Below are 21,293 nucleotides of genomic sequence, written 5' to 3' on the forward strand. Positions count from 1 at the left end.
CAGGCGGGGCTCAGCTCGCTGCCGCGTCGACGGCGATCTCGGTGATGCGCAGGCCGAAGTCCTCGTCGATGACGACGACCTCACCGCGGGCGATCAGGCGGCCGTTGACCAGCAGGTCGGCCGGGCTGCCGGCGGCCCGGTCGAGCTCGAGCACCGCACCGGGGGTGAGCTCGAGGAGGTCGCGGACCGTCATCCGGGTGCGACCGATCTCGACGGTGACCTCCATGTCGACGCCGTGCAGCAGCTCGATGCCGTTCTGCGGGCGCTGGGGCGAGCCCTCCATCGTGCCGACCGAGGTCAGCACGGCGCCGCTCAGCACCGCCGCCTCGACCGAGACCGGCTCGACGCTCGCCGCCGCCGCGGAGACGAGCTCCGCGTTCTGGGCGCTGGTGAGGATCGTGTCGGGCACCAGCACCGCCGCGGCGATGGAGGTGGCGTGCAGGAAGGCGACCGTGAAGGGCGCCTCCACCTCGCGGACCACCTGGGCGGTGGCGACCTGGCGGGCGGCGCCGACCCGGCTGTGGACCGCCGCGGCAACAGCGTCGAGCGTGGGCTGGAGCGCGGCGGCGATGTCGAGACCGCCGAGCGGACTGGAGGCCAGCGCGTCGACGAGCTCCTGGCCGACCAGCACGGCGATGCGACCGCCGACCGCGCCCTCGACGTCCGCCACGACCGCGCTGGCGAACGGGCCGGCGACCTGCGGGTCGCCGGGAGCGACGGTGCCGACGGCCAGCGGCTCCGGCGCGGGCAGCACGGCTGCACCGGCTGCGGCTGCGGCGAGGGCGAGCTTGGCGTTGTTCTCGTTGGTCACGAAGTCTCCTTGGGAGTGCCCACGATCAGGGCGGCGAGGCGGAACCCACTGGTCCCTGCGGTGGCGTGTGCGAAGTTGATGCCGTCGACGACGACCTCGAGCGGCGCGCTCGACGGGTGGTTGAGCCGGATGGCGTCACCCGGCTGGAGGGCGGCCAGGTCGGTGGGGCTGAGCGTCGTGGGACGCAGCCGGACCGCCACGTCCACCGGCACCCGCTGGAACTGACCGCGCAGCTCGGCGGCCGACCGGGCCCGCTGGGCACGCTCGCGGTCCGAGACCGGGGCGGGCGCGGCGGCGCGCACGAGGTGGGGGAGCAGGCCGGAGAACGGCATGCACAACGAGAACGGGAACGTCCGCTCGTTGAGCTTGAGCTCGAGGTGCATCGCGACCATCACGTCCGACGCACCGGCCGCCTGGGCGAACTGCGGGCTGTACTCGGCGCCGGTGATGACCGGCTCGAAGTTCACGATCGCGGCGAGGGAGTAGCGCAGCTCGCGCAGCAGCCGCTCGATCAGGCCCCGGGCGACGCCGGTCTCGATCTCGGTGAGCGGGCGCTCCGGCTGGTCGGTGCGACCCGGCCCGCCGAGCATGTGGTCGACCGCGGTCATCACGGCGGTCAGCGGGATCTCGAGGACGCACTTCGACAGCAGCGGCTCCGCGGAGAAGATCGTCAGGTACGTCGTCGCGTCGAGCGCCTCGACGTACTCCGAGTAGCTGCTCTGCTCGATCCGCGTCAGGCTGACACCGCAGACGGTGCGCAGCGACGACGTCAGCACCGTGGTCGCCTGCCGGCTGAAGCCGTCCAGGGCGAGCTGCAGCATCCGCGAGTGCTCGCGAGAGAGCTGGATGGGTCGGCGGAAGTCGTAGAGGACGGGATCCGAGGTACGCCGTTCGCCCGGGCTCGCGGCAGCGAGACCCGGGGGTACGACGGGGGCGTCAGCAGGCGGCACGAAGGAGGGATCGGCGACCTTGCGGCCGAGTTGAGGAAATGGCCGCAGACGAAATGGCTCTCCACCGGAGCGGCCGCAGTGCGGCCGCCCGGATCACTGGGTGACGAACTCGGTGAAGTAGACCTCCATCACGTCACCGTGGTACGACTCCTCCAGCCGGTGCATGAGCTTCTCCTTGAGCTCCGCACGGCGCACGTTCTGCTGGAGGTACTCCAGCTCGCGCCCGCTGAACAGGTCGATCGCCGCGTCGAGGGCCTTGCTGCCGTCGAGCTCGTGGGCGGTGCTCGTCATCTGCAGGCCCAGTCCGAGGCGCAGGTAGTGGCCCTCGGCGAGGTTGATCTGGATCGCGTCGAGCTTCAGGATCTCGCCCGGCTCCGGGGGCGGCGCCGGCTTGAGGACGAACCACCAGGCGGCGCCGGCGATCACCGCGAGGACGGCCACGCCGATGCCGGCCTTCTTCAGGATGCCCTTGAGCCTGCCGACCGACTCGTCCGACTCGGTCGACTCGGTCGTCTCGGCCTTCTCCGCTGTCTTGGTCGCCATCTCAACCTTCCTCGTGCGTCGTCGTCATGCTCGCGGGCCTGATCTGCGCTGCCGCGACCTCGCCGAGCAGCTCCTGGGTCTTGCTGTCCGCATCGGGGAGGATCACGATGTCGACCCGCTTGTTCACGTCCTGGGAGCCCGGGATGCTCGGGTCGATGAGCGGCTTCTCGTGGCCGAACGCGGTCACCGAGAGGCGACGGGCGGGTACGCCGTTCACCTCGTTGAGGCGCCGCAGCACGGTCACGGCGCGGGCGGCGGACAGGTCCCAGTCGGTCGCGAAGTAGCGCGGGTGCACCTTGACCTGGTTGGTGTGCCCGTCGACGCGGAGCTGCTCGTGGATGTCGCGCAGGACCGGGGCGAGCGTGTCGACGACCCGCTGGCCGCGGGGGCTGAGGTTCGCCACGTCCGGCTTGAAGACCACGTGCTTGGAGACCAGGCTCACGACCAGCCCGCGGTCGTCGATCGCCGTGCGGACGTCGTCACCGAGTCCCTTGCGGGCGAGCGCGGCCTCGACCTGCCTGCGGATGCGCTCGAGCTTGGAGTACACCCGCTCGGCGGCCGCGAGGTCCTGCTCGGCCTCGGAGGCGCCCGTGAGCGCGCGCGTCACGTCCTGCTTCGCGTCGAAGGTGACCCGCGCGACCTCGGACGCCATGTCCGGACTGATCGCGCCGTTCTGCTTGTCCAGGATCGAGTCCGAGCCCTCGGTGATCGACGGGGTGGCGCCGAACCCGCTGGCGAGACCGGTCTTGAGGGCCTGGTACTTCTCGTTGTCGACCTGGCTCATCGCGAACATGACGATGAAGAGGACCATCAGCAGCGTCAGCATGTCGGCGTACGTGACCAGCCACCGCTCGTGGTTCTGGTGCTCCTCGTGCTCCTCGTGACGGCGGCGGCGCTTGGCGGCGCTCATCAGGCCGCCTCCCGGTCACGTTGGTCGGCGGGCAGCAGGGACTGCAGGCGCTGCGCGACGACGCGCGGGTTCGAGCCCGCCTGGAGCGACGCGATCCCCTCGATGACGATCTCCATCTGGTTGGCCTGGAGCTCGCCGAGGCGGGTGATCCGGTTGCCCAGCGGCAGGAAGAACACGTTGGCGGACATGACACCCCAGAGGGTCGCGACGAACGCGCCGGCGATGAGGTGGCCGAGCTTCTCCGGCTCCGCGAGGTTCTCGAGCACGTGCACGAGACCCATGACGGTGCCGACGATGCCGATCGTCGGAGCGTAGCCGCCCGCGGAGTTCCAGAACCGGGCCGCCTGCTTCGCCTCGGCGCGTACGGCGTACACCTCGGCCTCGAGGATGTCGCGGACCTCCTCGGGATCGGTGCCGTCGATCGCCAGCGTGAGGCCCTTGGTGAGGAAGGGGTCGTCGATCTCCGACAGGGCGTCCTCGAGGGCCAGGAGGCCCTCGCGCCGCGCCTTCTCCGACAGGGAGACGAGGGTGGGGACGAACTCGGCCGGGTTGCCGGCCTTCGCGGTGAACGCGCGGACCATGCCGCGGAAGGACTGCTTCGCGTCGGCCATGGTGCCGCCGGCGAGCGAGACCAGGAGCGTCGCGCCCATCACGAGGAGGATCGGCGGGAGGAGCAGGAGGCTCGCGGGGCTGCCGCCCTCCATGATGTTGGCGACGACGATGACCACCAGGGCGCCGATGACGCCGATCAGGGTTGCCGGATCCATCACGCCTCCGTCTCGTGGGACGTGCGACCCAGGCGGGCCGCGGGGAGCTCGGACACGGTGCCCAGGTGGCGGTGCCTGCTCTCGGCGCGCGCCCAGGTGTCGAAGTCGATGGCCGTGCTCAGCGCGAGCACCTCGCCGCGGTGCTGACGGACGGCGTGCAGGACGTCCTCGAGGCTCTCCGCGACGACGTACTTCTTGCCGTCGACGAGGGTGACGACCGTGTCGGGCGTCGCGTCCACGCGCTCGATGAGATCGCAGTTGAGCGCGAACACCGTCCCCGAGAGTCGCGTGAGCGTGATCATGTCTACCGTCCTTGGTCCTGCGTCACAGACACCGTCCGTGGTGTCTCGAAGCGTTGAATCGGCGGCCACCGCAGTGACCTGAGAGGTGTGGGGCGATTCGGCCCACGCGGGCGGCGGCGGCGCCGCCGCCCGCGGGTCCGTCAGCGCTTGATGTTGACGAGGTCCTCGAGGACCTGGTCGGAGGTGGTGATGACGCGCGAGCTGGCCTGGAAGCCACGCTGCGCGATGATCAGGTTGGTGAACTCGGACGCGAGGTCGACGTTGGACATCTCGACCGAGCCGGTGACGAGGTCGCCGCGGCTGCCGGCGCCCGGCACGTCGATGTCCGCCGCGCCGGAGTTGGCGGTGACGCGGAAGCTCGTGCCACCGATCTTCTCCAGGCCGGCCGGGTTGGTGAAGTTCGCGATCGCGATGCGGCCGACGACGGCCTTGGTGTTGTCCTCGTAGGTGACCGTGACCTTGCCGTCGCCGGCGATCTCGTAGGTCTTCAGCAGGTTGGTCGGGTCGAGCGGGTCGGCCGACGGGATGGTGATCTGGTTCTGCACGGTCGGCGGGGTGGTGGTCGGGTCGCCGGTGGCCGGGTCGACCACGACGCCCTGGACGAGGCCGCCGCCGGGGGCCACCAGGGTGCCGCTCTGGTCCAGCGAGAAGGCACCGGCGCGGGTGTAGACCGTCTGCGAGCCCTTCTGGACGACGAACATGCCGTCGCCCTGGATCATCATGTCGGTCACCTTGCCGGTGGTCTGGTTCGAGCCCTGGTTGAAGTTCGTGCTGATCGCGGCCACCTGCACGCCGAGCCCGACCTGGATCGGGTTCGCGCCGCCACGGCCGTTGGCCGGGTCCGGAGCCGAGCTCGCGGTGAGCATCTGGGACAGCGTGTCCGAGAAGGTCGTGGCGCTGGACTTGAAGCCGACGGTGTTGGCGTTGGCGATGTTGTTGCCGGTGACGTCGAGCGCGACCTGGTTCACGCGCAGACCGCTGATGCCGGCGAAGAGCGAACGAAGCATGGTGGTTCTCCTGGGTGGTGAGGAAGTCGGGTCAGCCGGCCGGAGCCGGGCTGGGGGTGGCGGACACGGAAGAGATCTGGCCGAGAGACACGCTCTCGCCGTCGATGACGAGCATCGGGCCGCTGGCGTCGTAGCTCACCGAGCTCACGACGCCAGTGGCGGAGGTGCCGTCGGACTTGAGGTAGGTGACGTTCTTGCTGACCATGCCGGCGGCACCGAACGCGACCTGCGCGTTGAGCAGGGCGGCGGTCTGGTCGGCGACGTCCTGCATCTTCTCGAGGGCTGTGAACTGGGCGTTCTGGGCGAGGAACTCGCTCGAGTCGGCCGGGTTCGACGGGTCCTGGTAGCGCAGCTGCGCCACGAGCAGGTTGAGGAACATCTCCTTGTCGGCGTCGGTGCCGGCCGCCGCGGTGGGCGACTGGTACAGGCCCGACGGCGTGATCGCCTCGGTAGCCGGGATGGACATGCGTACTCCTACATCGTCAGGTCGACGCCGCTGTGGCTCCGACCCGCTGTCGTGACTGGCCGCGACCCGGGAGTCGCGCTGGTGGTGCCGTCCGTGGCGTTGGTGCTTCCTGGGTGCTGCCGGGCTCCGTCCCGGTCCGCTGCCGGCTCGCCGCCAGGGCGTCCGGCACCCGACCAGGCGTTGCCGCTGAGGTCGGTGGAGACGTCGGTGCGCGGCGACCCGTCCGGGGTGGCCGACGGCACGGTGGTGGTGCCGGGGAGGTCCCGGAACACGATGCGCGAGTCCGCGCGGCCGACCGACTCGAGCAGCCGGTGCAGCTCGGGCGCGCCCTCGACGAGGGCACGGCGCGCGTCCTGACCGGCGGCCAGCGAGACCTCGAGCTCACCGCGACGCGAGGTGAGCACGATGCGCACCTCGCCGAGCGCCTCGGGGTTGAGCTTGACCGTGACCCGGCGGGGCCCGCCGTCGGCCGTGCCCGCGGAGACCCGTACGACCTCCGGGAACACCTGCTCGGTGACCCGGTGGGCCGCCGGCGCCGGGGAGCCGTCGACGGGCGCCGCGGGCGCGGCCGCTGCGACAGCGGTGGCGCCGGTGACGGACGCGGAGGTGGAGGTGGGGCTGGACGCGGGGGTGGGCGTCGCGCTCGGGGCCGCAGGGGCCGGCGCGGAGCCCGGCGTACCGGCGTCCTGGCCCGCGGCGTCCTGGCTGTCGGCACCGGCAGCGGGGCCGGCGGGCGGCAGGTCGACCGCGGCCGCGTCGGTGGTGGACGTGGCCGGAGCGGCGGAGGCCGGCTCGCCGGCGTCGATCCGGCCTGCGGCTGGGACGACCTGCGTCAGCACGGCTGGCTGCACGATCGTCGGGACGGCCATGGGCACGGCGACCACGTCGGTCGCATCGGGCTGCAGGTCGGCGAGGTCGGCACCAGCCGCCTGCTCGTCCTTCGCCCCGGTCCCGCCCTCGGCGCCGGTCGCGGCAGTCGCGCCGGGCAGGCCCGCCGCGGACTCGCCGTCGGCCTGGGTCGCACCGTCCGGCGTCCCGGCGCCCTGGCCGTCGAGCAGGCCGGCGACCAGAGCCATGAAGACGTCGGCGGTGCCCGACCCGGACGCACGGCCGCCGCCGTTGGCTCCGCCGAGCGAGGGCTCGGCCGAGACGGCGGCCCCGAGGCCGCTCAGGAGCGAGGTGGGGTTCATGCTGCCTCCATCGTCGACATGACGGATCGGACGTAGTTCTGGGTCTCTGCGTACGGCGGGATGCCGTCGTAGCGGAGCACCGCGCCCGGTCCGGCGTTGTACGCCGCGAGCGCGAGCTCCGTGGAGCCGAAGCGGTCCATCAGGCTCTTGAGCAGGCGAGCCGCGCCGTCGACGGCCTGGGTCGGGTCGTAGGAGTCGGTGACGCCGAGGCCCCTGGCGGTGGCCGGCATCAGCTGCATGAGGCCCTGGGCGCCGGCGGGACTCGTGGCGCGCGGGTCGTAGCCGGACTCCTGCTTCGCGACGGCCGACAGCAGCCCGGCGCTCACGCCGTACTTCGCGGCCGCGGTGTCGAAGAGCGCGGAGTACGGCGTGCCGGCGGCGACCCGGCCGGAGGCGGCGATGCCCGTCAGGCCGGTCGGGCCGGTGACCCCCGCGGCGGCGCCGTCCGGGAGGATCCGGCGGATCGCGGTCGGGGCCTCGTAGACCGAGGAGATCTCGACGTCCTTGCCGGGGCGAGGGGCGTGGATCATCTGGTTGTCGCCGATGTAGATCCCGACGTGATGCACGGGGGAGCCGAACGCCAGCACGTCGCCGGGCTGTGCCTCGGCCAGGCTGCCGACCGCCCGGCCGGCCTGGGCCTGCTGGTAGGAGACCCGCGGCAGGTCGTAGCCGAGCTCGGAGTAGACCTTCTGCACCAGGCCGGAGCAGTCCAGGCCGGTGGCGGGGTTGGTGCCGCCCCAGACGTAGGGCACGCCGAGATACTTCTTGGCCGTGTCGACGACCGACCGGCCCTGGGCGCTGCTCACGCGCGCGGTCGCCGGCGAGCTGGTCGCGTCCTGGAGCGCGCCCGCGAAGGCCGCGGACGGCGCGCTGACGGCCGGCTGCAGCTGGGACAGCTGGGCCCGGATCTCGGCGATCCGGCTGGTGACCTCGGCGATGCTCATCAGGCACCTCCTCCGACGGCGACGAGGGTCCGGCGCCACAGGTCGGAGGCGACCTCGTCGAGCTCGCGGACCTCACGGCGGTCGCGCTCGGCGCGGGCGCGCGCGGCGCGGCGCTCGACGAGCGACTCGACGGCCTTCAGCCGGGTACGGTCGGCGACCCACCGGTCGCGGGCGGCGTCGCTGACGTGGCGGGCGATCTCGACGGCTCGGCGCGCGTCCTCCAGGGCCTCGCGGATCATCTCGACCGTGTGCTGGTGGCTCCGGAAGGCGGCCAGGTCGAGGATGCGCGGCATCGGCAGCGACGCGAGCATCTCCTCCAGGTCGGCGGCGTGTGCCGCAGCGGCGCGCTCCTCGGCCAGCGCGGTGGCCAGGCCGGTCCGGCTGTCGCGCTCGCGGACGCTGCGCAGCCGGACGAGCCCGCTGAGGCTCCCCTTCCTGCTCATGCGGCCACCAGCTCGTGGAGGGCCGCCCAGGTCTCGGGCGCGGGGGTGACGTCGTCCATGTCCTGCTGCAGGAAGGCCTCGATGGCGGGCATCAGCGCGAGCGCGGCGTCGGCGTCCGGGTCGCTGCCGGCGACGTACGCACCGATCTCGACCAGCTCCTTGACGTTGCGGTACGCCGCGAGCAGCCGGCGCAGCCGCTGGGCGTCCTGCCTGCCGGTGGGGGAGACGATCGCCGAGACGCGGGAGATGGACTCCAGCACGTCGATGCTCGGGAAGTGGCCGGAGGTCGCGAGCTCGCGGGTGAGCACGATGTGGCCGTCGAGGATCGAGCGCGCGGCGTCACCGATGGGGTCCTGCATGTCATCGCCCTCGACGAGGACCGTGTACAGGCCGGTGATGCTGCCCTCGGGGGAGGTGCCGGCGCGCTCGAGCAGCTGGGGGAGCATGGCGAAGACGCTCGGCGGGAAGCCGCGGGTGGCCGGAGGCTCGCCGGCGGACAGGCCGATCTCCCGCTGCGCCAGGGCCACGCGGGTCAGGCTGTCCATCATCAGGACGACGTGCCGGCCGCTGTCGCGGAACCACTCCGCGATCCGGGTCGCGAGGAACGCCGCGCGGAGGCGGACGACCGGGGGCTCGTCCGAGGTCGCGACGATGACCACCGAACGGGCCAGGCCCTCGGGGCCGAGGTCGTTCTCGATGAACTCGCGCAGCTCGCGGCCGCGCTCTCCGATCAGCGCGATGACCGAGATCTCGGCGTCGGTGCCGCGGGCGATCATCGAGAGCAGGCTGGACTTGCCGACACCGGAGCCGGCCATGATGCCGAGGCGCTGGCCGCGGCCGCACGCGGTGAGCGCGTCCATGGCGCGCACCCCGAGGCCGAGCTGCTGGTCGATGCGGGGGCGGAGCAGGGCGTTGGGGGTGTCGTTCTGCACGACCACCTGCGGCAGGTGCGTCAGCGGCGGGCCACCGTCCAGCGGACGGCCGAGGCCGTCGAGCACCCGCCCGCGGAGCTCCTCCCCGACGGGGACGAGCAGGCCGGTGCCACTGGCCTCGACGTGGTCGCCGACCCGCAGGCCGGTCGTCTGTGCGAGCGGCAGGCAGGTCAGCTGGCCGGCGTCGCTGGCGACGACCTCGATCGGGACGGGGCCGGCGCTGCCGCGGACCTCGAGCAGGTCGCCGAGGGCGGCGGTGAGGCCGGCGACGGTGACCCGGAGTCCGAGCAGCGAGGTGACCCGGCCGAGCGCGCACGGGGTGACCGCGGCCCGGGCGGCGGCGATGGTCTCGGGGCTGAGCAGCCCGGCGGTCGCCGTCATGACAGCGCCTCCCGGAGCCGGTCGAGCGCCTGCGAGATGCGCAGGTCGATCGCGCTGGTGTCGGTCTCGACGACGACGTCGTGGCGGTCGAGGGTCGCGTCGGCGACGACCGCCACGCCGTGGGGGAGCAACTCGGCCGGGGTGGCCGTCGCTGCGATGGAGGGGTGCAGACGCACCCGCGTGGTGGGGTCGTCCGGGAGCACCGCCAGCGCGCGGGCGATCACGGCGGCGCCGGGATCGGTGGTCGCGGCGAGCTCGTGACCGAGCAGCGTGCTGATGACGTCGAGGGCGAGGTCGCCGGCCTGCCGCGCGATGCGGTCGGCGACCTCCGCCGCGGCCCCCGACAGCGCTGCGGCCGATCGCCGCAGGGTCTCCAGGGCCGCTTGGTGCTCCTGCTCGCGGGCCAGCTCCCGGCGCTCGGTCTCGGCAGCGATGACCGCAGCCTGGTCGGCCCCGCGGCTCAGCGCGGCCTGGTGGCCCTCGGCCCAGCCGACGGCGTAGCCCTGCGCCTGGGCCGCTGCGCGGGTGCGCTCGGCCAGCCGACCGAGGACTGCCTCGGTGGCTTCGTCGCCCAGGATCCGCTCGTCGCCGAGGCGCGTCCAGCGGCCCTGGCGCAGGTCGGGCCGCTCCGCGCTGCGCCACGTGGGCGCGGCATGCGAGTCGGTCAGCGCGTCAGACAACCATCTGCTCCTCGTTGTTGCGCGTGACCATGATCTGGCCCTGCTCCTCGAGCTGGCGGATCTTGCGGATCACCGACTGCTGGGCCTCCTCGACCTGCGTCAGGCGGACGGCCCCGAGGAGGTCGACCTCCTCGATCAGCGTCTCCGCCGCACGGGTCGACATGTTGGAGGTGATCTTGTTGCGCACGGACTCGCTGACGCCCTTGAGGGCGAGGGCGAGCTCGGCGTCGTTCGTCTGGCGCAGCACGAGCTGGACCGACCGGTCGTCGAGGTGCACGAGGTCCTCGAACATGAACATCCGGCTCCGGACCTCGTCGGCGAGCTCGGCGTCGAGATTCTCGAGGCCGTCCACGATGGCGCGCTCGGTGACGCGGTCGGACCGGTTGATGATGTTGACCAGCGGGTCGACGCCGCCGACGCGGGACATCTCGGACGGCTGGAGGACCGAGGAGAGCTTGCGCTCCAGCGCGGCCTCGACCGACCGGATGATCTCGGGGGAGGTCCGGTCCATCACCGCGATCCGGTGGGCGATCTCGGCCTGCAGGTGCGGCGCGAGGCCGGCGATCACGATCGACGCCTTGTCCGGCGTCATGTGCGCGAGCACGAGCGCGATGACCTGCGGGTGCTCCTCCGCGATGAAGGTGCGGACCTGGCTCGGGTCGGCACGGTGCAGGAACTGGAAGGGCATCTTCACGGCCGCGGCCTGGAGCCGCTCCATGATCTCGCTGGCCCGCTCCGCGCCGAGCGACTGCTCGAGCATGGTGCGGGCGAACGCGAGCCCGCCGTGCTGGATGTGCCCGCGGGCGGTCGCCATCTCGGCGAACTCGGCCAGCACCGCAGTGCTCTCGGCGGCGTCGACGAGCTCGAGCTGGGCGATCTCGGCAGAGATCGCCTCGACCTCGGCCTCGCTCAGGCGGCTGAGCACCTCGCCGGCCTTGTCGCGACCGAGCTGGATCAGGATGATGGCGGCCTTGCGGACGCCCATCGCTGCGATGTTCGCGGTCATCAGGGGCGCTCCACCAGCCACCCGCGAAGCAGGGTGGCGATCTCGTCCGGCTGGCGCTCGGCGAGCGCCTCGATCTCACGGCGCAGCTCGTTGTTCGCGGTGTCCTCGGCGACCTCGAGCGCGGCGACCGCAGGGGAGGGGTCCAGGGCGGCGGCCGCCGCAGCCCGCTCGGCGGCGTCGTTGCGCAGCTGCTCGACGAGGAACTCGGCCCTCGCGTCCCGCTCCCGCTTCCCGCGGCGGGCTCGCAGCCACGCCAGCAGGACCATCCCGAGGATGGCGACGGCGATGCCGCCGTTGCGGATCATCGACATGCGCTTGGCGTCGGCCTTCGCCTTCGCGGCAGCGGCGAGCTCGGCCGCGGCCTTGTCGTCGGCGGTGCGGTCGAACGGCAGCGTGCTCACCTCGACGGTGTCACCCCGGTCCGGGTTGATGCCGACGCCGGCGGTGATCAGGTCCTGGATGTCGGCTGCGTCGATGCCCTGCGCGGCGACCGTGTCGAGCACGACGCCGACGTGGATCGACTTCACGCTGCCGGGGGCGGCCTCGCGGTGCTCCTTGACGGTCTCCACGGCGTTGTCGCGGGTGGTCGCCTTCTTGCTGTAGTCGTTGTCGGCACCGGTGCCGCCGCCGGTGCCGAGGCTGTCCATCTGGCCGTCGGGGCCGACGACGCCGGTGCTGCCGGTGCCGCCGCCGGCGCCGTTGTAGGTCTCCTCGCTGGAGGTCTCCGACAGCGGCTGGGTCCGCGGGTTGCTGCGGTACTTCGTGGACTCCTGGACGGCCTTGTCGAAGTCGAGGTCCGCAGAGACCTGGACGGTCGAGTTGCCGGGGCCGAGCACGCGGTCCAGCATCGACTGGATCTGCTGGGTCTTCTGGTTCTGGAAGTCGGCGACCGCCTGGTCGCGGGTGCTGGCGCCGAGCGCGCCGCCCTCGCTGGTCGACAGGACCTTGCCGGCGGAGTCGGCGACGGTGACCTTGTCGGGCTCGAGGCCGTCGATGCTGGAGGCGACCAGGTTGACGATCGCCTGGACCTTGGTGGGCTCCATGGTGGTGCCGGCCGAGGTGTCGACGAGGACGGACGCGGTCACCGGGTCCTGCTCGTCGGAGAACACCTTCTTCTCCGGGATCGCCAGGTGGACGACGGCGGTGTTGACGCCGTCGATCGCCTCGATGGTCTTGGTGAGCTCACCCTCCATCGCGCGCTTGAAGTCGGTCTGCTCCTGGAAGTCGGACGTCGAGATGTCCTGGCCGTCGAGGAGGTCGTAGCCGTCGGTGCCGCCCTGGGCGGGCAGGCCCTGGCCGGACATGTCGATGCGGGTCGAGTAGACGGCGTCGCGCGGGACCATGATGGTGGCGCCACCGTCGGCGAGCTCGTACGGCGTGCCCGCGGCGTCCAGCTCGTCGATGATCGCCGAGGCGTCCTCGGAGGCGAGGTTGCTGTAGAGCGGCGCGTAGTTGGGGGTCGAGACCCAGCGGAACACCATGAACGCGGCGAGCAGCAGCGCCGCCGTGCCGACGACCGCGACGAGGCGCTGGCCCATGGTGAAGGACAGGAAGGTCGTGCGCAGCTTCGTGAGCGTGCGGGTGATGTTCTGCTTCATCCGATCGGCATCCGCATGATCTCGTTGAACGCCTCGAGCGCTCGGTTGCGGACGGCGACGGTCAGCTGCGTGGTCACCGAGGCCTCGGTGGCGGCGATGGTGTAGTCGTGCATGTCGTCGAGGTCACCGGTCGCGGCCTGGACGGCGAGACCGTCGGCCTTGTCCTGCACCTTCTCGAGCCGGTCGAGACCGTCGGTCAGCAGGTCGGCGAACCCGGACCCGCTGACGGACCTGGTGGAGCCGGTGCCGACGACGCTGGCGCCGTCGGTGGGCAGCGTGGGGATGATCGACGGCTGGAAGCCGATCGACTCGATGGCGGGGAGGCTCATCAGCGCCTCCCGATCTCGAGCGCGCTGCGGTAGGTCTCCTGGGCGTCCTTGGTCACCTGGACCGAGGCCTGGAAGCCGCGCTGGGCCATCACGAGCTGGGTCATCTGGCTGGCCATGTCGTCCTCGGGAGCGCGGACGTAGCCGTCGGCGTCGGCGAGCGGGTTGCTCGGGTCCTGGACCATCCGGCCGGCCGGGTCGCTGAGCGCCATGCCGGTGACCTCGACGCCGCCACCCTCCACGGAGCGGACGATCGGCATCTGCGCCTGGAACGCCGTCTGGTCGGTGCTGACGACGGTGTTGACGTTGGCGATGTTGTTCGCGAGCGCGTCGAGCCAGGTCTGGTGCATGCCCATGGAGGACCCGGCGATGCTCAGCGCGTCGAAGGCGCCCATCAGGAGGCCGCCGCCGTCTTGATCAGGTCGAAGCGGTCCGAGGTCGCGCGCGTCAGCATCTGGTACTGGAACTGCGACTGGACAGCGGCGAGCGTCTCCTTGCGGAGGTCGACGTTGTTGTCGTTCGCGCCGACGGGGGTGTCGGTGGCCACGAGGGTGGGCGCGACGGCGGCGTCGGCGCTGCCGGTGGAGATCGCGGAGCGCAGGCTCGACTCGAACTCCACGCTGCTGGCGCGGTAGTGCGGGGTGTCGACGTTGGCGATGTTGTCAGCGATCACGCGCTGTCGAAGCGCGATCCCGTCGAGCGCGGATCCGATGATCGCGCCGACCGGGTCGGACAAGTGGAACGACACGCCGGTCCTCCGAGTAGATGAGGGGTGGTGCCGGTCCTTCGGCGGGGGTGAGCGTCCGTGCTCAGATGTGCGATCGGCCGAGGGCCGAGCGTCTTGAGGAAATCCAGAGAAGAGACCGGGCTGTCCGGTGTGTCGTGGACGTCAGGCGCTGACGTCGACGTAGGCGGACGTGCCCTCGCGACGGGTCGCCCGGTCCACCCGGCGGGCGAACTCGTGCTGGCGCGCGATGGTGCCGAGGGCAGCGGTCAGCTGCTCGTGGGCACGCAGCTGGCGGTGGCGGAGGTCCAGCGCCCGCTCGACGAGGTCGGCCGGGATCGGTCCGAGCAGGTCGGGCTCGTCCCAGGACTGCGGAGCCGCGCCCTCGGGGTCGTCGAGCAGCCGCTCCGTGTGGAGGACGTCGAGCTCGAGACGGTCGAGGGCCGTCTCCCAGTGCAGGTGGTGGCGATCGGGGTCGCTCAGGTCGACGCTCATGCCGGCTGCGCGAGGAGGGAGAGGGCGGCTTCACGCCAGGTGTCGCGCAGCGTGCTGACGACGTGGAGACAGAACTCCGCCACCTTGAGGTCCTTGCGCATGTTGGCCGTCACGAGCTCGCCGTGGACGTAGGAGTACAGCGAGGCCAGGCCCGCGGCACCGCCCCACGCGTCGACCTTCAGGCTCGCGTTGAGCTCGAGGACGATCTCCTGGGCGTGCAGCAGCGGCGCGTGCGCCTGGCTCGGCTCGCCGCGGCGCAGCGCGTCGACCGCGCGCTCGACGTCCAGCACGAGGCGCTCGTAGAGCATCACCAGGAGCTGCGACGGCGTCGCCGTCGAGACAGAGGCCTGGAGGTAGGTGTCGCGAGGATTCATGGTCGTCATCGGTCGTCCGTCCGTCAGGAGTAGCTCGGGAGGCTGGCGATCTGGCTGGAGAGCCAGCTGCCCTGGCTCTGGAGGTTGCCCAGCGCGGTCTCGAGAGCCGTGTACTGCCGCCGCAGCGTGGCGCGTCGGAGCTCGAGCCGGTCGTCCCACTCCGCGATGCCCTTGTCGAGGCGCGACACCGCGCTCGTGTGGCTCTCGATCGCCGCGGAGATGGTCCCGGTCGCGAACTTGCTCGCCTTCTCGGCCACGGAGGCCACGCGGGCGGCCCAGCCGTCGGTCGCCGCGGTCGCGCCGCTGGTGAACTTCGCGGCGGTGCCGGCCGGGTCGTCCGCGTAGGCCTTCTCGAGCGTCTTCTGGTCGAAGACCAGCTTGCCGTAGCGGTCGGTCTGGACGCCGTACGCCGCCATCGTGCCGGTGCTGTCGCCGAAGACGGTCGACAGCAGGGACTGGCGCAGCTCTCGAGCCATCGAGTCGCCGGCGAGCACACCCCTCGTGACGTCCTTGCCCGTGGCGGTGGCCTTGTCGAGCCCGCTCAGCAGGGAGTTGACCTGGTCGACCAGGTCCTTGACGTTGGAGACGAGGGTGGCGGGGCTCTGCGCGATCGTCACCGTGCCCGCAGTGCCGACGGGCGTGGTGGCGCCAAGCGTGACGTTCACGCCGGGGAGGAGGTCGGCGAACGTGTTCGTCGACGAGGTCGCGGTGATGCCGAGGCCCATGCTGATCTGGGCGTCGGCTCCGGCGCGGACGGCCGCGCCGCCGAGCAGGTCGGTGCCGTCGCCGTTGGTGAGTGTGAAGGCGGAGCCGGCGCCGGTGATGGCCGACTCGGCGAGCAGCCGGTAGCTGCCGTCGGCGACCTTGACCGCGGCGGCCTTGACCCCGGTGGTGGCGGTCGAGCCGTTGATCGCGGCGACCAGCTCCTTGAGCGTCCCGCCGCCGGCGGAGATGTCGTGGGCGACGCCGTCGCTGCCGGTGATGGTCACCGTGGACCCAGCGACCACGGTGGTGAGGTCGGCGGAGGAGGCGAACGCGAGCTGGTGGGTCGCGGCGAGGCGGTCGACGGTGAAGGACAGCGACGCCGGCGAGGCGGTGCTCGCGGTGGTCACCGAGATCCCGGTGCCGGTGGCGGTGCCCTGCACGGCCTGCCAGGTGGCCGGCTTGGCGAGCGAGCGCGCCTTGACGGCGAGCGCCGCCGTGTCGGTGTTGAGGGAGCGGAGGGCGGTCAGGATGGACTTCTCGGTGGTCTGCTTCTTGACCAGCTTGGTCTGCGGGACCGCCTCCAGCTGCATGAGCTGGTCGATGATGCTCGCGGTGTCCAGTCCGCTCGCGATGCCGCTGATGCTGCTGCTGGCCACGAGATTCCTCCTGCTCGAGAGACGGGGCCGTTGATCGGGCCCCGGAAACGACCCTGGGGGAGTGCGAGCACTCCCCCAGGGACTTGGTTCCGGCGGTGGGTCAGCCTCCGGCCGACCCACCGACGAGATCAGCGCAGCAGGGAGAGAACGCCCTGCGGGGCCTGGTTGGCCTGCGCCAGCATCGCGGTGCCGGCCTGCGACAGGATCTGCGAGCGGGTGAAGCTCATCATCTCCTGGGCCATGTCGGTGTCGCGGATGCGGGACTCCGACGCGGACAGGTTCTCGATCGCGGTGTTGACCGAGTTGATGGTGTGCTCGAACCGGTTCTGGAACGCACCGAGCGACGCGCGCTGGGTCGAGACAGCGTTGATCTGCGCCTGCACGTCGTCCGAGGCGGTCGCCGCGGTGATGTCCAGGCCAGCGACGCCACCCTTGAAGCTCTTGAGGGAAGCCGCGCCGTCGACGGTGATCTTGTCGCTGGTGGCGTAGCCGACCTGGAAGTCCACGTCGGTGCCAGCGAAGAGGGCGACACCGTTGAACTTGGTGTTGTCCTCGATCCGGCCGACCTCGTCGCTCAGCGCCTGGAACTCAGCCGCGAGAGCGCCCTCGGCGTCGGTGTTGCCGGTGACCGTGCCGCTCTTGTACTGCACGGCGAGGTCGTTCATGCGCTGCAGCATGGAGTGGACCTCGGTGAGGGCGCCCTCAGCGGTCTGCACGACCGAGATGCCGTCCTGGGCGTTGCGGGCGCCGACCTTGAGGCCGCCGACCTGGGCGCGCAGGCCCTCGGAGATCGCGAGGCCGGCAGCGTCGTCGCCGGCCCGGTTGATCCGGAAGCCGCTCGACAACTTCTCGAGCGACTTCGACAGGTTGCCCTGCGTGACCGACAGGTTGCGGTACGAGTTGAGGGCGTCGATGTTCTGGTTGATGCGGAGTGCCATGGTGGGTTCCTTCCCTGGGGGTGTCACTTACTGGAGCCCGTCCGTGGGCTCCGACACCGTGTCCATCGGCGGTGGCCTGAGGCGCCTGAGGAGATCGACGACGTTTTCTCGAGGATTTTTCGCCCCACGTGAAGGACCTCCGGTCGGATCGGATGACCGTGGTCATCGATCCGCCGGAGGTCCTCACTCGCGTCGGTCAGGACGCGGGGCGTCCCGGGGCTCGCCTGTGGTCAGGCGCTCGCGTTCACCGCCGTGCGCGGCTCGCCGAAGCCGCGCAGGCCGGCAGCGTGCCGGGCGGCGACGGCCGCGAAGTACGCCTGGCGCCGACGGGCAGCGGCGCCACCCGGGCGCTCCGGGCCGGCGACGAGGTCCGGCTCGAGGGCGTGGTGGAGCGCGTCGCGGAGCAGGACGAGGGCCTCGGCCCGCAGCTGGGAGACCCGCGACTCGGTGACGCCGAGGGTCTCGGCGATCTCGGCCATGGGACGCTCGGCGATGAAGTACTGCTCGACGACGTGGCGCAGCCGCTCGGGGAGCTCGGTGATCGCCTCGGTGAGGTAGGTCAGCCGCTCCCGGTGCTCGACGATCGCCTCCGGCGTGGGGCTGCCGCTGGCGAGGCGCTCGCCGAGCGACTCGTCCTCGGACGCGTGGAGCGAGAGCACCTGGGCCCGGGCGACGTCGTCGTCGTTGGCCGTCACCTCGTCGCTGCTGAGCCCGGTCGCCTGGGCGACCTCGGCGGTCGAGGCCGGGCGGCCGAGGACGGTCGCGAGGTGGCCGCGGGTGGCGTCGAGCTCGCGGGCCCGGCGCCGGACCGAGCGCGAGGCCCAGTCGATGCTGCGGAGCTCGTCGAGGATGGCACCGCGGATCCGGGTCGTGGCGTACCGGTTGAACGGCACCCCGCGCTCGGGGTCGTAGGAGTGTGCGGCCTGCACCAGGGCGGTGAGTCCAGCGGAGCTGAGGTCGTCACGGTCGACGTGGGACGGCACCCTGGCCATCGTCTCTCGGACGATGTGGCCTACCAGGGGCACGTGCACCACGATCAACGCCTCGGAGCCCGGCGGGACGTCGTTGTAATGGGTCACGGTGGCAATTGTGCATTTCATAGACGGGCCCGTCCGCATTTCTTTCAAATTCCTTGAAGTCTTTGCCTCCCGGGGCCGGCGAGCCGGCCCCGACGGCCCCGATCCGGCCGGCCGGGACCGGCGAAATCTCGGAGGTTCTACTAAGGAGACCCCAGCCGGGCCCGATGGAGTCCTCGTGACCGGGTGTCGCCGAGCGGCACTGGTCTGGACCATCCGAAACCGATCCTGGGAGTGACGTGGAGAAGCTGACCTGGGTCCTCTGGCGCGAGCGCGAGCTCCTCGAGGCCCTCCTCTACCGACTCGATGTCGAGGCGCTCGTCATGTCGTCGGGACGCACCCGGTGGCTGACCAACGCCGCCCGGGACGTCGACGACGCCGTCGAGGCGCTGCGCGAGGTCGAGATCCTCCGCGCGATCGCCGCCGACGAGGCCGCCGAGGCCGTGGGGCTGGCCCCCAACGCCGGTCTCGGCGAGCTGATCGCCGTCGCCGAGGAGCCCTGGGTCGGGATCCTCACCGAGCACCGCGACACCTTCCTGACGCTCGTCGAGGAGATCTCGCGCGTCGCCCAGTCGAACCGCGCCCTCATCGTCGCCGGCCTCCGGGCCACGCAGGACACGCTGCTCGGGATCGACCGCAGCGCGTCGACCTACACCGCCGCCGGCTCCGTCGACCGCGGTCAGTCCCGCAGCACCGTCGTCGATTGGAGTCTCTGACATGGCTGGCTTCTCCTCGCTGAACACCGCGCTGTCGGCGCTGCGCTACCAGCAGTCGGCACTCGACATCGCGAGCACCAACATCGCCAACTCCTCCACCGACGGCTACGTCCGCCGTCGGGTCGTCGGTGAGACCGTCGGCGCCGCGGCCGCCCCGGCCGTGTGGGCCCGGTCCAACGAGATCGGCAGCGGCGTCCAGCAGGGCGGCGTCGAGCGGTTCGCCGACGCGCTCCTCGACACCCGCGTCCGCCGCGAGCACGCCCGCCAGTCCTACCTCGACCTCCGGGCGACCGTGCTCGGCCGCGTCGAGGCCGGCATCGCCGAGCCCGGCGACTCCGGCGTCGCCGCGGCGATCAGCGGCTTCCGCTCGTCGCTGCAGGACCTCGTCAACACCCCCGGCAGCGACGCGGCACGCAGCGCGGTGCTCTCCTCCGGCGCGATCCTGGCCGACGCGTTCAACCTCCAGAACCGCAACATCGTCGACGAGACCAGCGACCAGCGCGCCCGGCTCGTCGCCACCGTCCAGGAGATCAACGACGTCGCTGAGCAGCTCGCGTCGACCAACCACGTGATCTCGGCATCCACCGTCGGCGGCAGCGACCTGGCCACCCTCCAGGACACCCGCGACCAGCTGACGCTCCGCCTGTCGCAGCTGACCGGGGGAGAGGGCAGGATCGCCGCCGACGGCACCATGGACGTCACGCTGAACGGCGTCACCCTCGTGACCGGCTCCAGTGCCTCCAGGATCTCGTTGACCGGAGGCGTCAACCCGGACGGGTCCGCGGGCGTCGGCACGGTCCAGCTGACCGCGACCGCGCCGGACGGCACCTCCGCCGTCCTGCCCGGCGCGCTCTCGGGCGAGGCCGGGGCGACGATCCACCTGATCGACGTCGACCTGCCGGCGTACGGCACCAACCTCCACCAGCTGATGTCCGACCTCGCGGCCCAGGTCAACACCGCCCACCGCGGCGGCTTCGACAAGACCGGCGCCGCCGGTGGTGACTTCTTCACCTACGACCCGGCCGACCTCAGCTCTCCGCTGGCCGTGGCGATCACCGACACCGCCCTGGTCGCGGCCTCCAGCATCGGCGGCGCGCCGAACCTCGATGCGAGCAACGGCGACAAGATCGCCGACGCCATCAAGATCGAGGACGGCTACCAGCAGCTGGTCAACCGGTTCGGCACCTCGGTCGCGTCGGCGGAGCGCCTGTCGCTCAACCAGCAGGCGATGACCTCCCAGGTCGACGGCGCCCGCGAGCAGCTGGCGGGCGTCAGCATCGACGAGGAGACCGTCAACATGGTGATGGCGCAGCGGTCCTACGAAGCGGCCGCGCGCGTGATGACGACCGTCGACGAGATCCTCGACACCCTGATCAACCGCACCGGGGTGGTCGGCCGATGACGCTCGTGCGCGTGACCCAGAACATGCTGGGCAAGCAGTCCTACGCCGGGCTGCAGGTCTCGATGAACCGGCTCGCCACGTCGCAGGAGCAGCTGACCACCGGCCGGTTGATCAACCGCCCGTCGGACAACCCGACGGGTGCGACCACCGCGATGCGGATCCGCGCCGACCTGGCCGACAAGCAGCAGCACCTGCGCAACGCCAGCGACGCCCAGGGCTGGCTCGACCAGATCGACACCACGCTCGGGACGATGACCGACCAGGTCCGGCGGGCGCGCGAGCTCGCGATGTCGGCCAACTCCGGCATCATGAGCCCCGAGTCCCGCGAGGCGCTGGCGGTCGAGGTCGACCAGATCCGCCAGGGCCTGATCGCCGGTGCGAACACGACCTATCTCGACCGGCCGGTCTTCGGCGGGGTGACCGCCGGGACGACGGCGTACGACGGCGCGGGCGCGTTCGTCGGCCAGAGCTCGCCCACCGGCGTGGTGCGCACCGTCGCCGAGGGTGCCAAGGTGCGGGTGGACGTCGAGGGGCCGGCCGTGTTCGGTGACGACACCGCTGCCGACTCGATGTTCGACCACCTCGCGGCGCTCTCGACGGCGCTGCGGACCGCGAACCAGGCGGGGATCGACGCCGCCGCGACCGCGCTCGACGTCGACTTCAAGCGGATCGTCAACGTCCGTGCCGACGTCGGCGCCCGGGCGAACCGGGTCGAGAACGCCCGCACGGTCGCCGCCGACGGCGAGCTGACCCTGCGCAACGGGCTCTCGGAGGTCGAGAACGTCGACCTCGCCAAGGCCACCGTCGACCTCAAGCTCCAGGAGGTCGCCTACCAGGCGGCCCTCGGAGCGACCGCCCGCGTGGTCCGGCCGAGCCTGCTGGACTTCCTGCGATGACGGCGTCACCGGTTCTTGACATGATGACTGCTCCCGCACGCGTCGACGGAGGTGC

Annotated in this window: 26 protein-coding genes; 3 read left to right on the forward strand and 23 right to left on the reverse strand. The window is 71.7% G+C overall.

Features of this window, described 5'->3' with window-relative positions; genetic code table 11:
* Positions 1-10: 10 nt before the first annotated feature.
* The 23 genes from fliN to HZF07_RS18850 all read right to left on the reverse strand — a co-directional run bounded on the left by fliN (position 11) and on the right by HZF07_RS18850 (position 18,227).
* Complete coding sequence (gene fliN, locus HZF07_RS18740) at positions 11-811, reverse strand: flagellar motor switch protein FliN (protein ID WP_181645376.1); 801 nt, start codon at positions 809-811, stop codon at positions 11-13.
* Positions 808-1,761, reverse strand: a complete 954-nt coding sequence (locus HZF07_RS18745; RefSeq protein WP_309504845.1) for a flagellar motor switch protein FliM — start codon at positions 1,759-1,761, stop codon at positions 808-810. Before HZF07_RS18745 ends, fliN begins: the two co-directional genes overlap by 4 nt.
* Positions 1,762-1,854: 93 nt before the next feature.
* A complete protein-coding gene (locus tag HZF07_RS18750) occupies positions 1,855-2,304 on the reverse strand; it encodes a flagellar basal body-associated FliL family protein (protein ID WP_157343746.1) in 450 nt (149 codons plus the stop codon).
* Between the two features lies 1 nt (position 2,305).
* Positions 2,306-3,214, reverse strand: a complete 909-nt coding sequence (locus HZF07_RS18755; RefSeq protein WP_157343748.1) for an OmpA/MotB family protein — start codon at positions 3,212-3,214, stop codon at positions 2,306-2,308.
* Complete coding sequence (locus tag HZF07_RS18760) at positions 3,214-3,981, reverse strand: flagellar motor protein (RefSeq protein ID WP_157343750.1); 768 nt, start codon at positions 3,979-3,981, stop codon at positions 3,214-3,216. Before HZF07_RS18760 ends, HZF07_RS18755 begins: the two co-directional genes overlap by 1 nt.
* On the reverse strand, positions 3,981-4,283 hold the full coding sequence (locus HZF07_RS18765) for a flagellar FlbD family protein (protein ID WP_157343752.1): 303 nt from the start codon (positions 4,281-4,283) through the stop codon (positions 3,981-3,983). The genes HZF07_RS18760 and HZF07_RS18765 overlap by 1 nt, the downstream gene beginning before the upstream one ends.
* Before the next feature lie 140 nt (positions 4,284-4,423).
* Positions 4,424-5,290, reverse strand: a complete 867-nt coding sequence (locus tag HZF07_RS18770) for a flagellar hook-basal body complex protein (protein WP_157343753.1) — start codon at positions 5,288-5,290, stop codon at positions 4,424-4,426.
* Between the two features lie 31 nt (positions 5,291-5,321).
* Positions 5,322-5,756: a flagellar hook capping FlgD N-terminal domain-containing protein gene (locus HZF07_RS18775; RefSeq protein ID WP_157343754.1), complete on the reverse strand. Its 435-nt coding sequence runs from the start codon at positions 5,754-5,756 to the stop codon at positions 5,322-5,324.
* Positions 5,757-5,764: 8 nt separating this feature from the next.
* Positions 5,765-6,946, reverse strand: a complete 1,182-nt coding sequence (locus tag HZF07_RS18780; protein ID WP_157343755.1) for a flagellar hook-length control protein FliK — start codon at positions 6,944-6,946, stop codon at positions 5,765-5,767.
* A complete protein-coding gene (locus HZF07_RS18785) occupies positions 6,943-7,890 on the reverse strand; it encodes a transglycosylase SLT domain-containing protein (protein ID WP_157343756.1) in 948 nt (315 codons plus the stop codon). Before HZF07_RS18785 ends, HZF07_RS18780 begins: the two co-directional genes overlap by 4 nt.
* The gene (locus HZF07_RS18790) at positions 7,890-8,333 is read right to left on the reverse strand and encodes a flagellar FliJ family protein (RefSeq protein ID WP_157343757.1); all 444 of its coding nucleotides are present in this window, start codon (positions 8,331-8,333) and stop codon (positions 7,890-7,892) included. Before HZF07_RS18790 ends, HZF07_RS18785 begins: the two co-directional genes overlap by 1 nt.
* Complete coding sequence (locus tag HZF07_RS18795; RefSeq protein ID WP_157343758.1) at positions 8,330-9,646, reverse strand: FliI/YscN family ATPase; 1,317 nt, start codon at positions 9,644-9,646, stop codon at positions 8,330-8,332. The genes HZF07_RS18790 and HZF07_RS18795 overlap by 4 nt, the downstream gene beginning before the upstream one ends.
* Positions 9,643-10,326, reverse strand: coding sequence for a FliH/SctL family protein (locus HZF07_RS18800; protein ID WP_157343760.1), 684 nt, complete (start codon positions 10,324-10,326; stop codon positions 9,643-9,645). Before HZF07_RS18800 ends, HZF07_RS18795 begins: the two co-directional genes overlap by 4 nt.
* On the reverse strand, positions 10,319-11,332 hold the full coding sequence (fliG, locus tag HZF07_RS18805; protein ID WP_157343762.1) for a flagellar motor switch protein FliG: 1,014 nt from the start codon (positions 11,330-11,332) through the stop codon (positions 10,319-10,321). The genes HZF07_RS18800 and fliG overlap by 8 nt, the downstream gene beginning before the upstream one ends.
* Positions 11,332-12,930 (reverse strand): flagellar basal-body MS-ring/collar protein FliF, encoded by a 1,599-nt coding sequence (fliF, locus tag HZF07_RS18810; RefSeq protein ID WP_157343764.1) that lies wholly within the window; start codon positions 12,928-12,930, stop codon positions 11,332-11,334. Before fliF ends, fliG begins: the two co-directional genes overlap by 1 nt.
* Positions 12,927-13,259 (reverse strand): flagellar hook-basal body complex protein FliE, encoded by a 333-nt coding sequence (gene fliE, locus HZF07_RS18815; RefSeq protein WP_157343766.1) that lies wholly within the window; start codon positions 13,257-13,259, stop codon positions 12,927-12,929. The genes fliF and fliE overlap by 4 nt, the downstream gene beginning before the upstream one ends.
* The gene (locus tag HZF07_RS18820; RefSeq protein WP_157343768.1) at positions 13,259-13,651 is read right to left on the reverse strand and encodes a flagellar basal body rod protein FlgC; all 393 of its coding nucleotides are present in this window, start codon (positions 13,649-13,651) and stop codon (positions 13,259-13,261) included. The genes fliE and HZF07_RS18820 overlap by 1 nt, the downstream gene beginning before the upstream one ends.
* Entirely contained in the window at positions 13,651-14,004 is a 354-nt protein-coding gene (locus tag HZF07_RS18825; RefSeq protein WP_181645377.1) for a flagellar basal body rod protein FlgB, read from the reverse strand. Before HZF07_RS18825 ends, HZF07_RS18820 begins: the two co-directional genes overlap by 1 nt.
* A 141-nt stretch (positions 14,005-14,145) precedes the next feature.
* Positions 14,146-14,475 (reverse strand): hypothetical protein, encoded by a 330-nt coding sequence (locus tag HZF07_RS18830; protein WP_157343770.1) that lies wholly within the window; start codon positions 14,473-14,475, stop codon positions 14,146-14,148.
* A complete protein-coding gene (gene fliS / locus HZF07_RS18835; RefSeq protein WP_157343772.1) occupies positions 14,472-14,858 on the reverse strand; it encodes a flagellar export chaperone FliS in 387 nt (128 codons plus the stop codon). Before fliS ends, HZF07_RS18830 begins: the two co-directional genes overlap by 4 nt.
* Before the next feature lie 14 nt (positions 14,859-14,872).
* Positions 14,873-16,210: a flagellar filament capping protein FliD gene (fliD, locus tag HZF07_RS18840; RefSeq protein ID WP_157343774.1), complete on the reverse strand. Its 1,338-nt coding sequence runs from the start codon at positions 16,208-16,210 to the stop codon at positions 14,873-14,875.
* 128 nt (positions 16,211-16,338) lie between these two features.
* Complete coding sequence (locus HZF07_RS18845) at positions 16,339-17,148, reverse strand: flagellin N-terminal helical domain-containing protein (RefSeq protein WP_157343776.1); 810 nt, start codon at positions 17,146-17,148, stop codon at positions 16,339-16,341.
* Between the two features lie 230 nt (positions 17,149-17,378).
* Positions 17,379-18,227 carry a sigma-70 family RNA polymerase sigma factor gene (locus tag HZF07_RS18850; RefSeq protein ID WP_309504846.1) on the reverse strand — a complete coding sequence of 283 codons (849 nt, stop codon included), beginning with the start codon at positions 18,225-18,227 and terminating at the stop codon, positions 17,379-17,381.
* A gap of 236 nt (positions 18,228-18,463) precedes the next feature.
* Here HZF07_RS18850 and HZF07_RS18855 point away from each other — a divergent pair, with 236 nt between their 5' ends.
* The 3 genes from HZF07_RS18855 to HZF07_RS18865 are packed head-to-tail and all read left to right on the forward strand — an operon-like array spanning position 18,464 to position 21,238.
* Entirely contained in the window at positions 18,464-18,940 is a 477-nt protein-coding gene (locus HZF07_RS18855; protein WP_181645378.1) for a flagellar protein FlgN, read from the forward strand.
* A 1-nt stretch (position 18,941) separates the two neighbouring features.
* Positions 18,942-20,342 (forward strand): flagellar hook-associated protein FlgK, encoded by a 1,401-nt coding sequence (flgK, locus tag HZF07_RS18860; protein ID WP_157343779.1) that lies wholly within the window; start codon positions 18,942-18,944, stop codon positions 20,340-20,342.
* On the forward strand, positions 20,339-21,238 hold the full coding sequence (locus tag HZF07_RS18865; RefSeq protein WP_157343782.1) for a flagellin N-terminal helical domain-containing protein: 900 nt from the start codon (positions 20,339-20,341) through the stop codon (positions 21,236-21,238). The genes flgK and HZF07_RS18865 overlap by 4 nt, the downstream gene beginning before the upstream one ends.
* Positions 21,239-21,293: the final 55 nt, after the last annotated feature.

The sequence above is a fragment of the Nocardioides agri genome (assembly GCF_013778305.1).
Taxonomy (GTDB): domain Bacteria; phylum Actinomycetota; class Actinomycetes; order Propionibacteriales; family Nocardioidaceae; genus Nocardioides; species Nocardioides agri.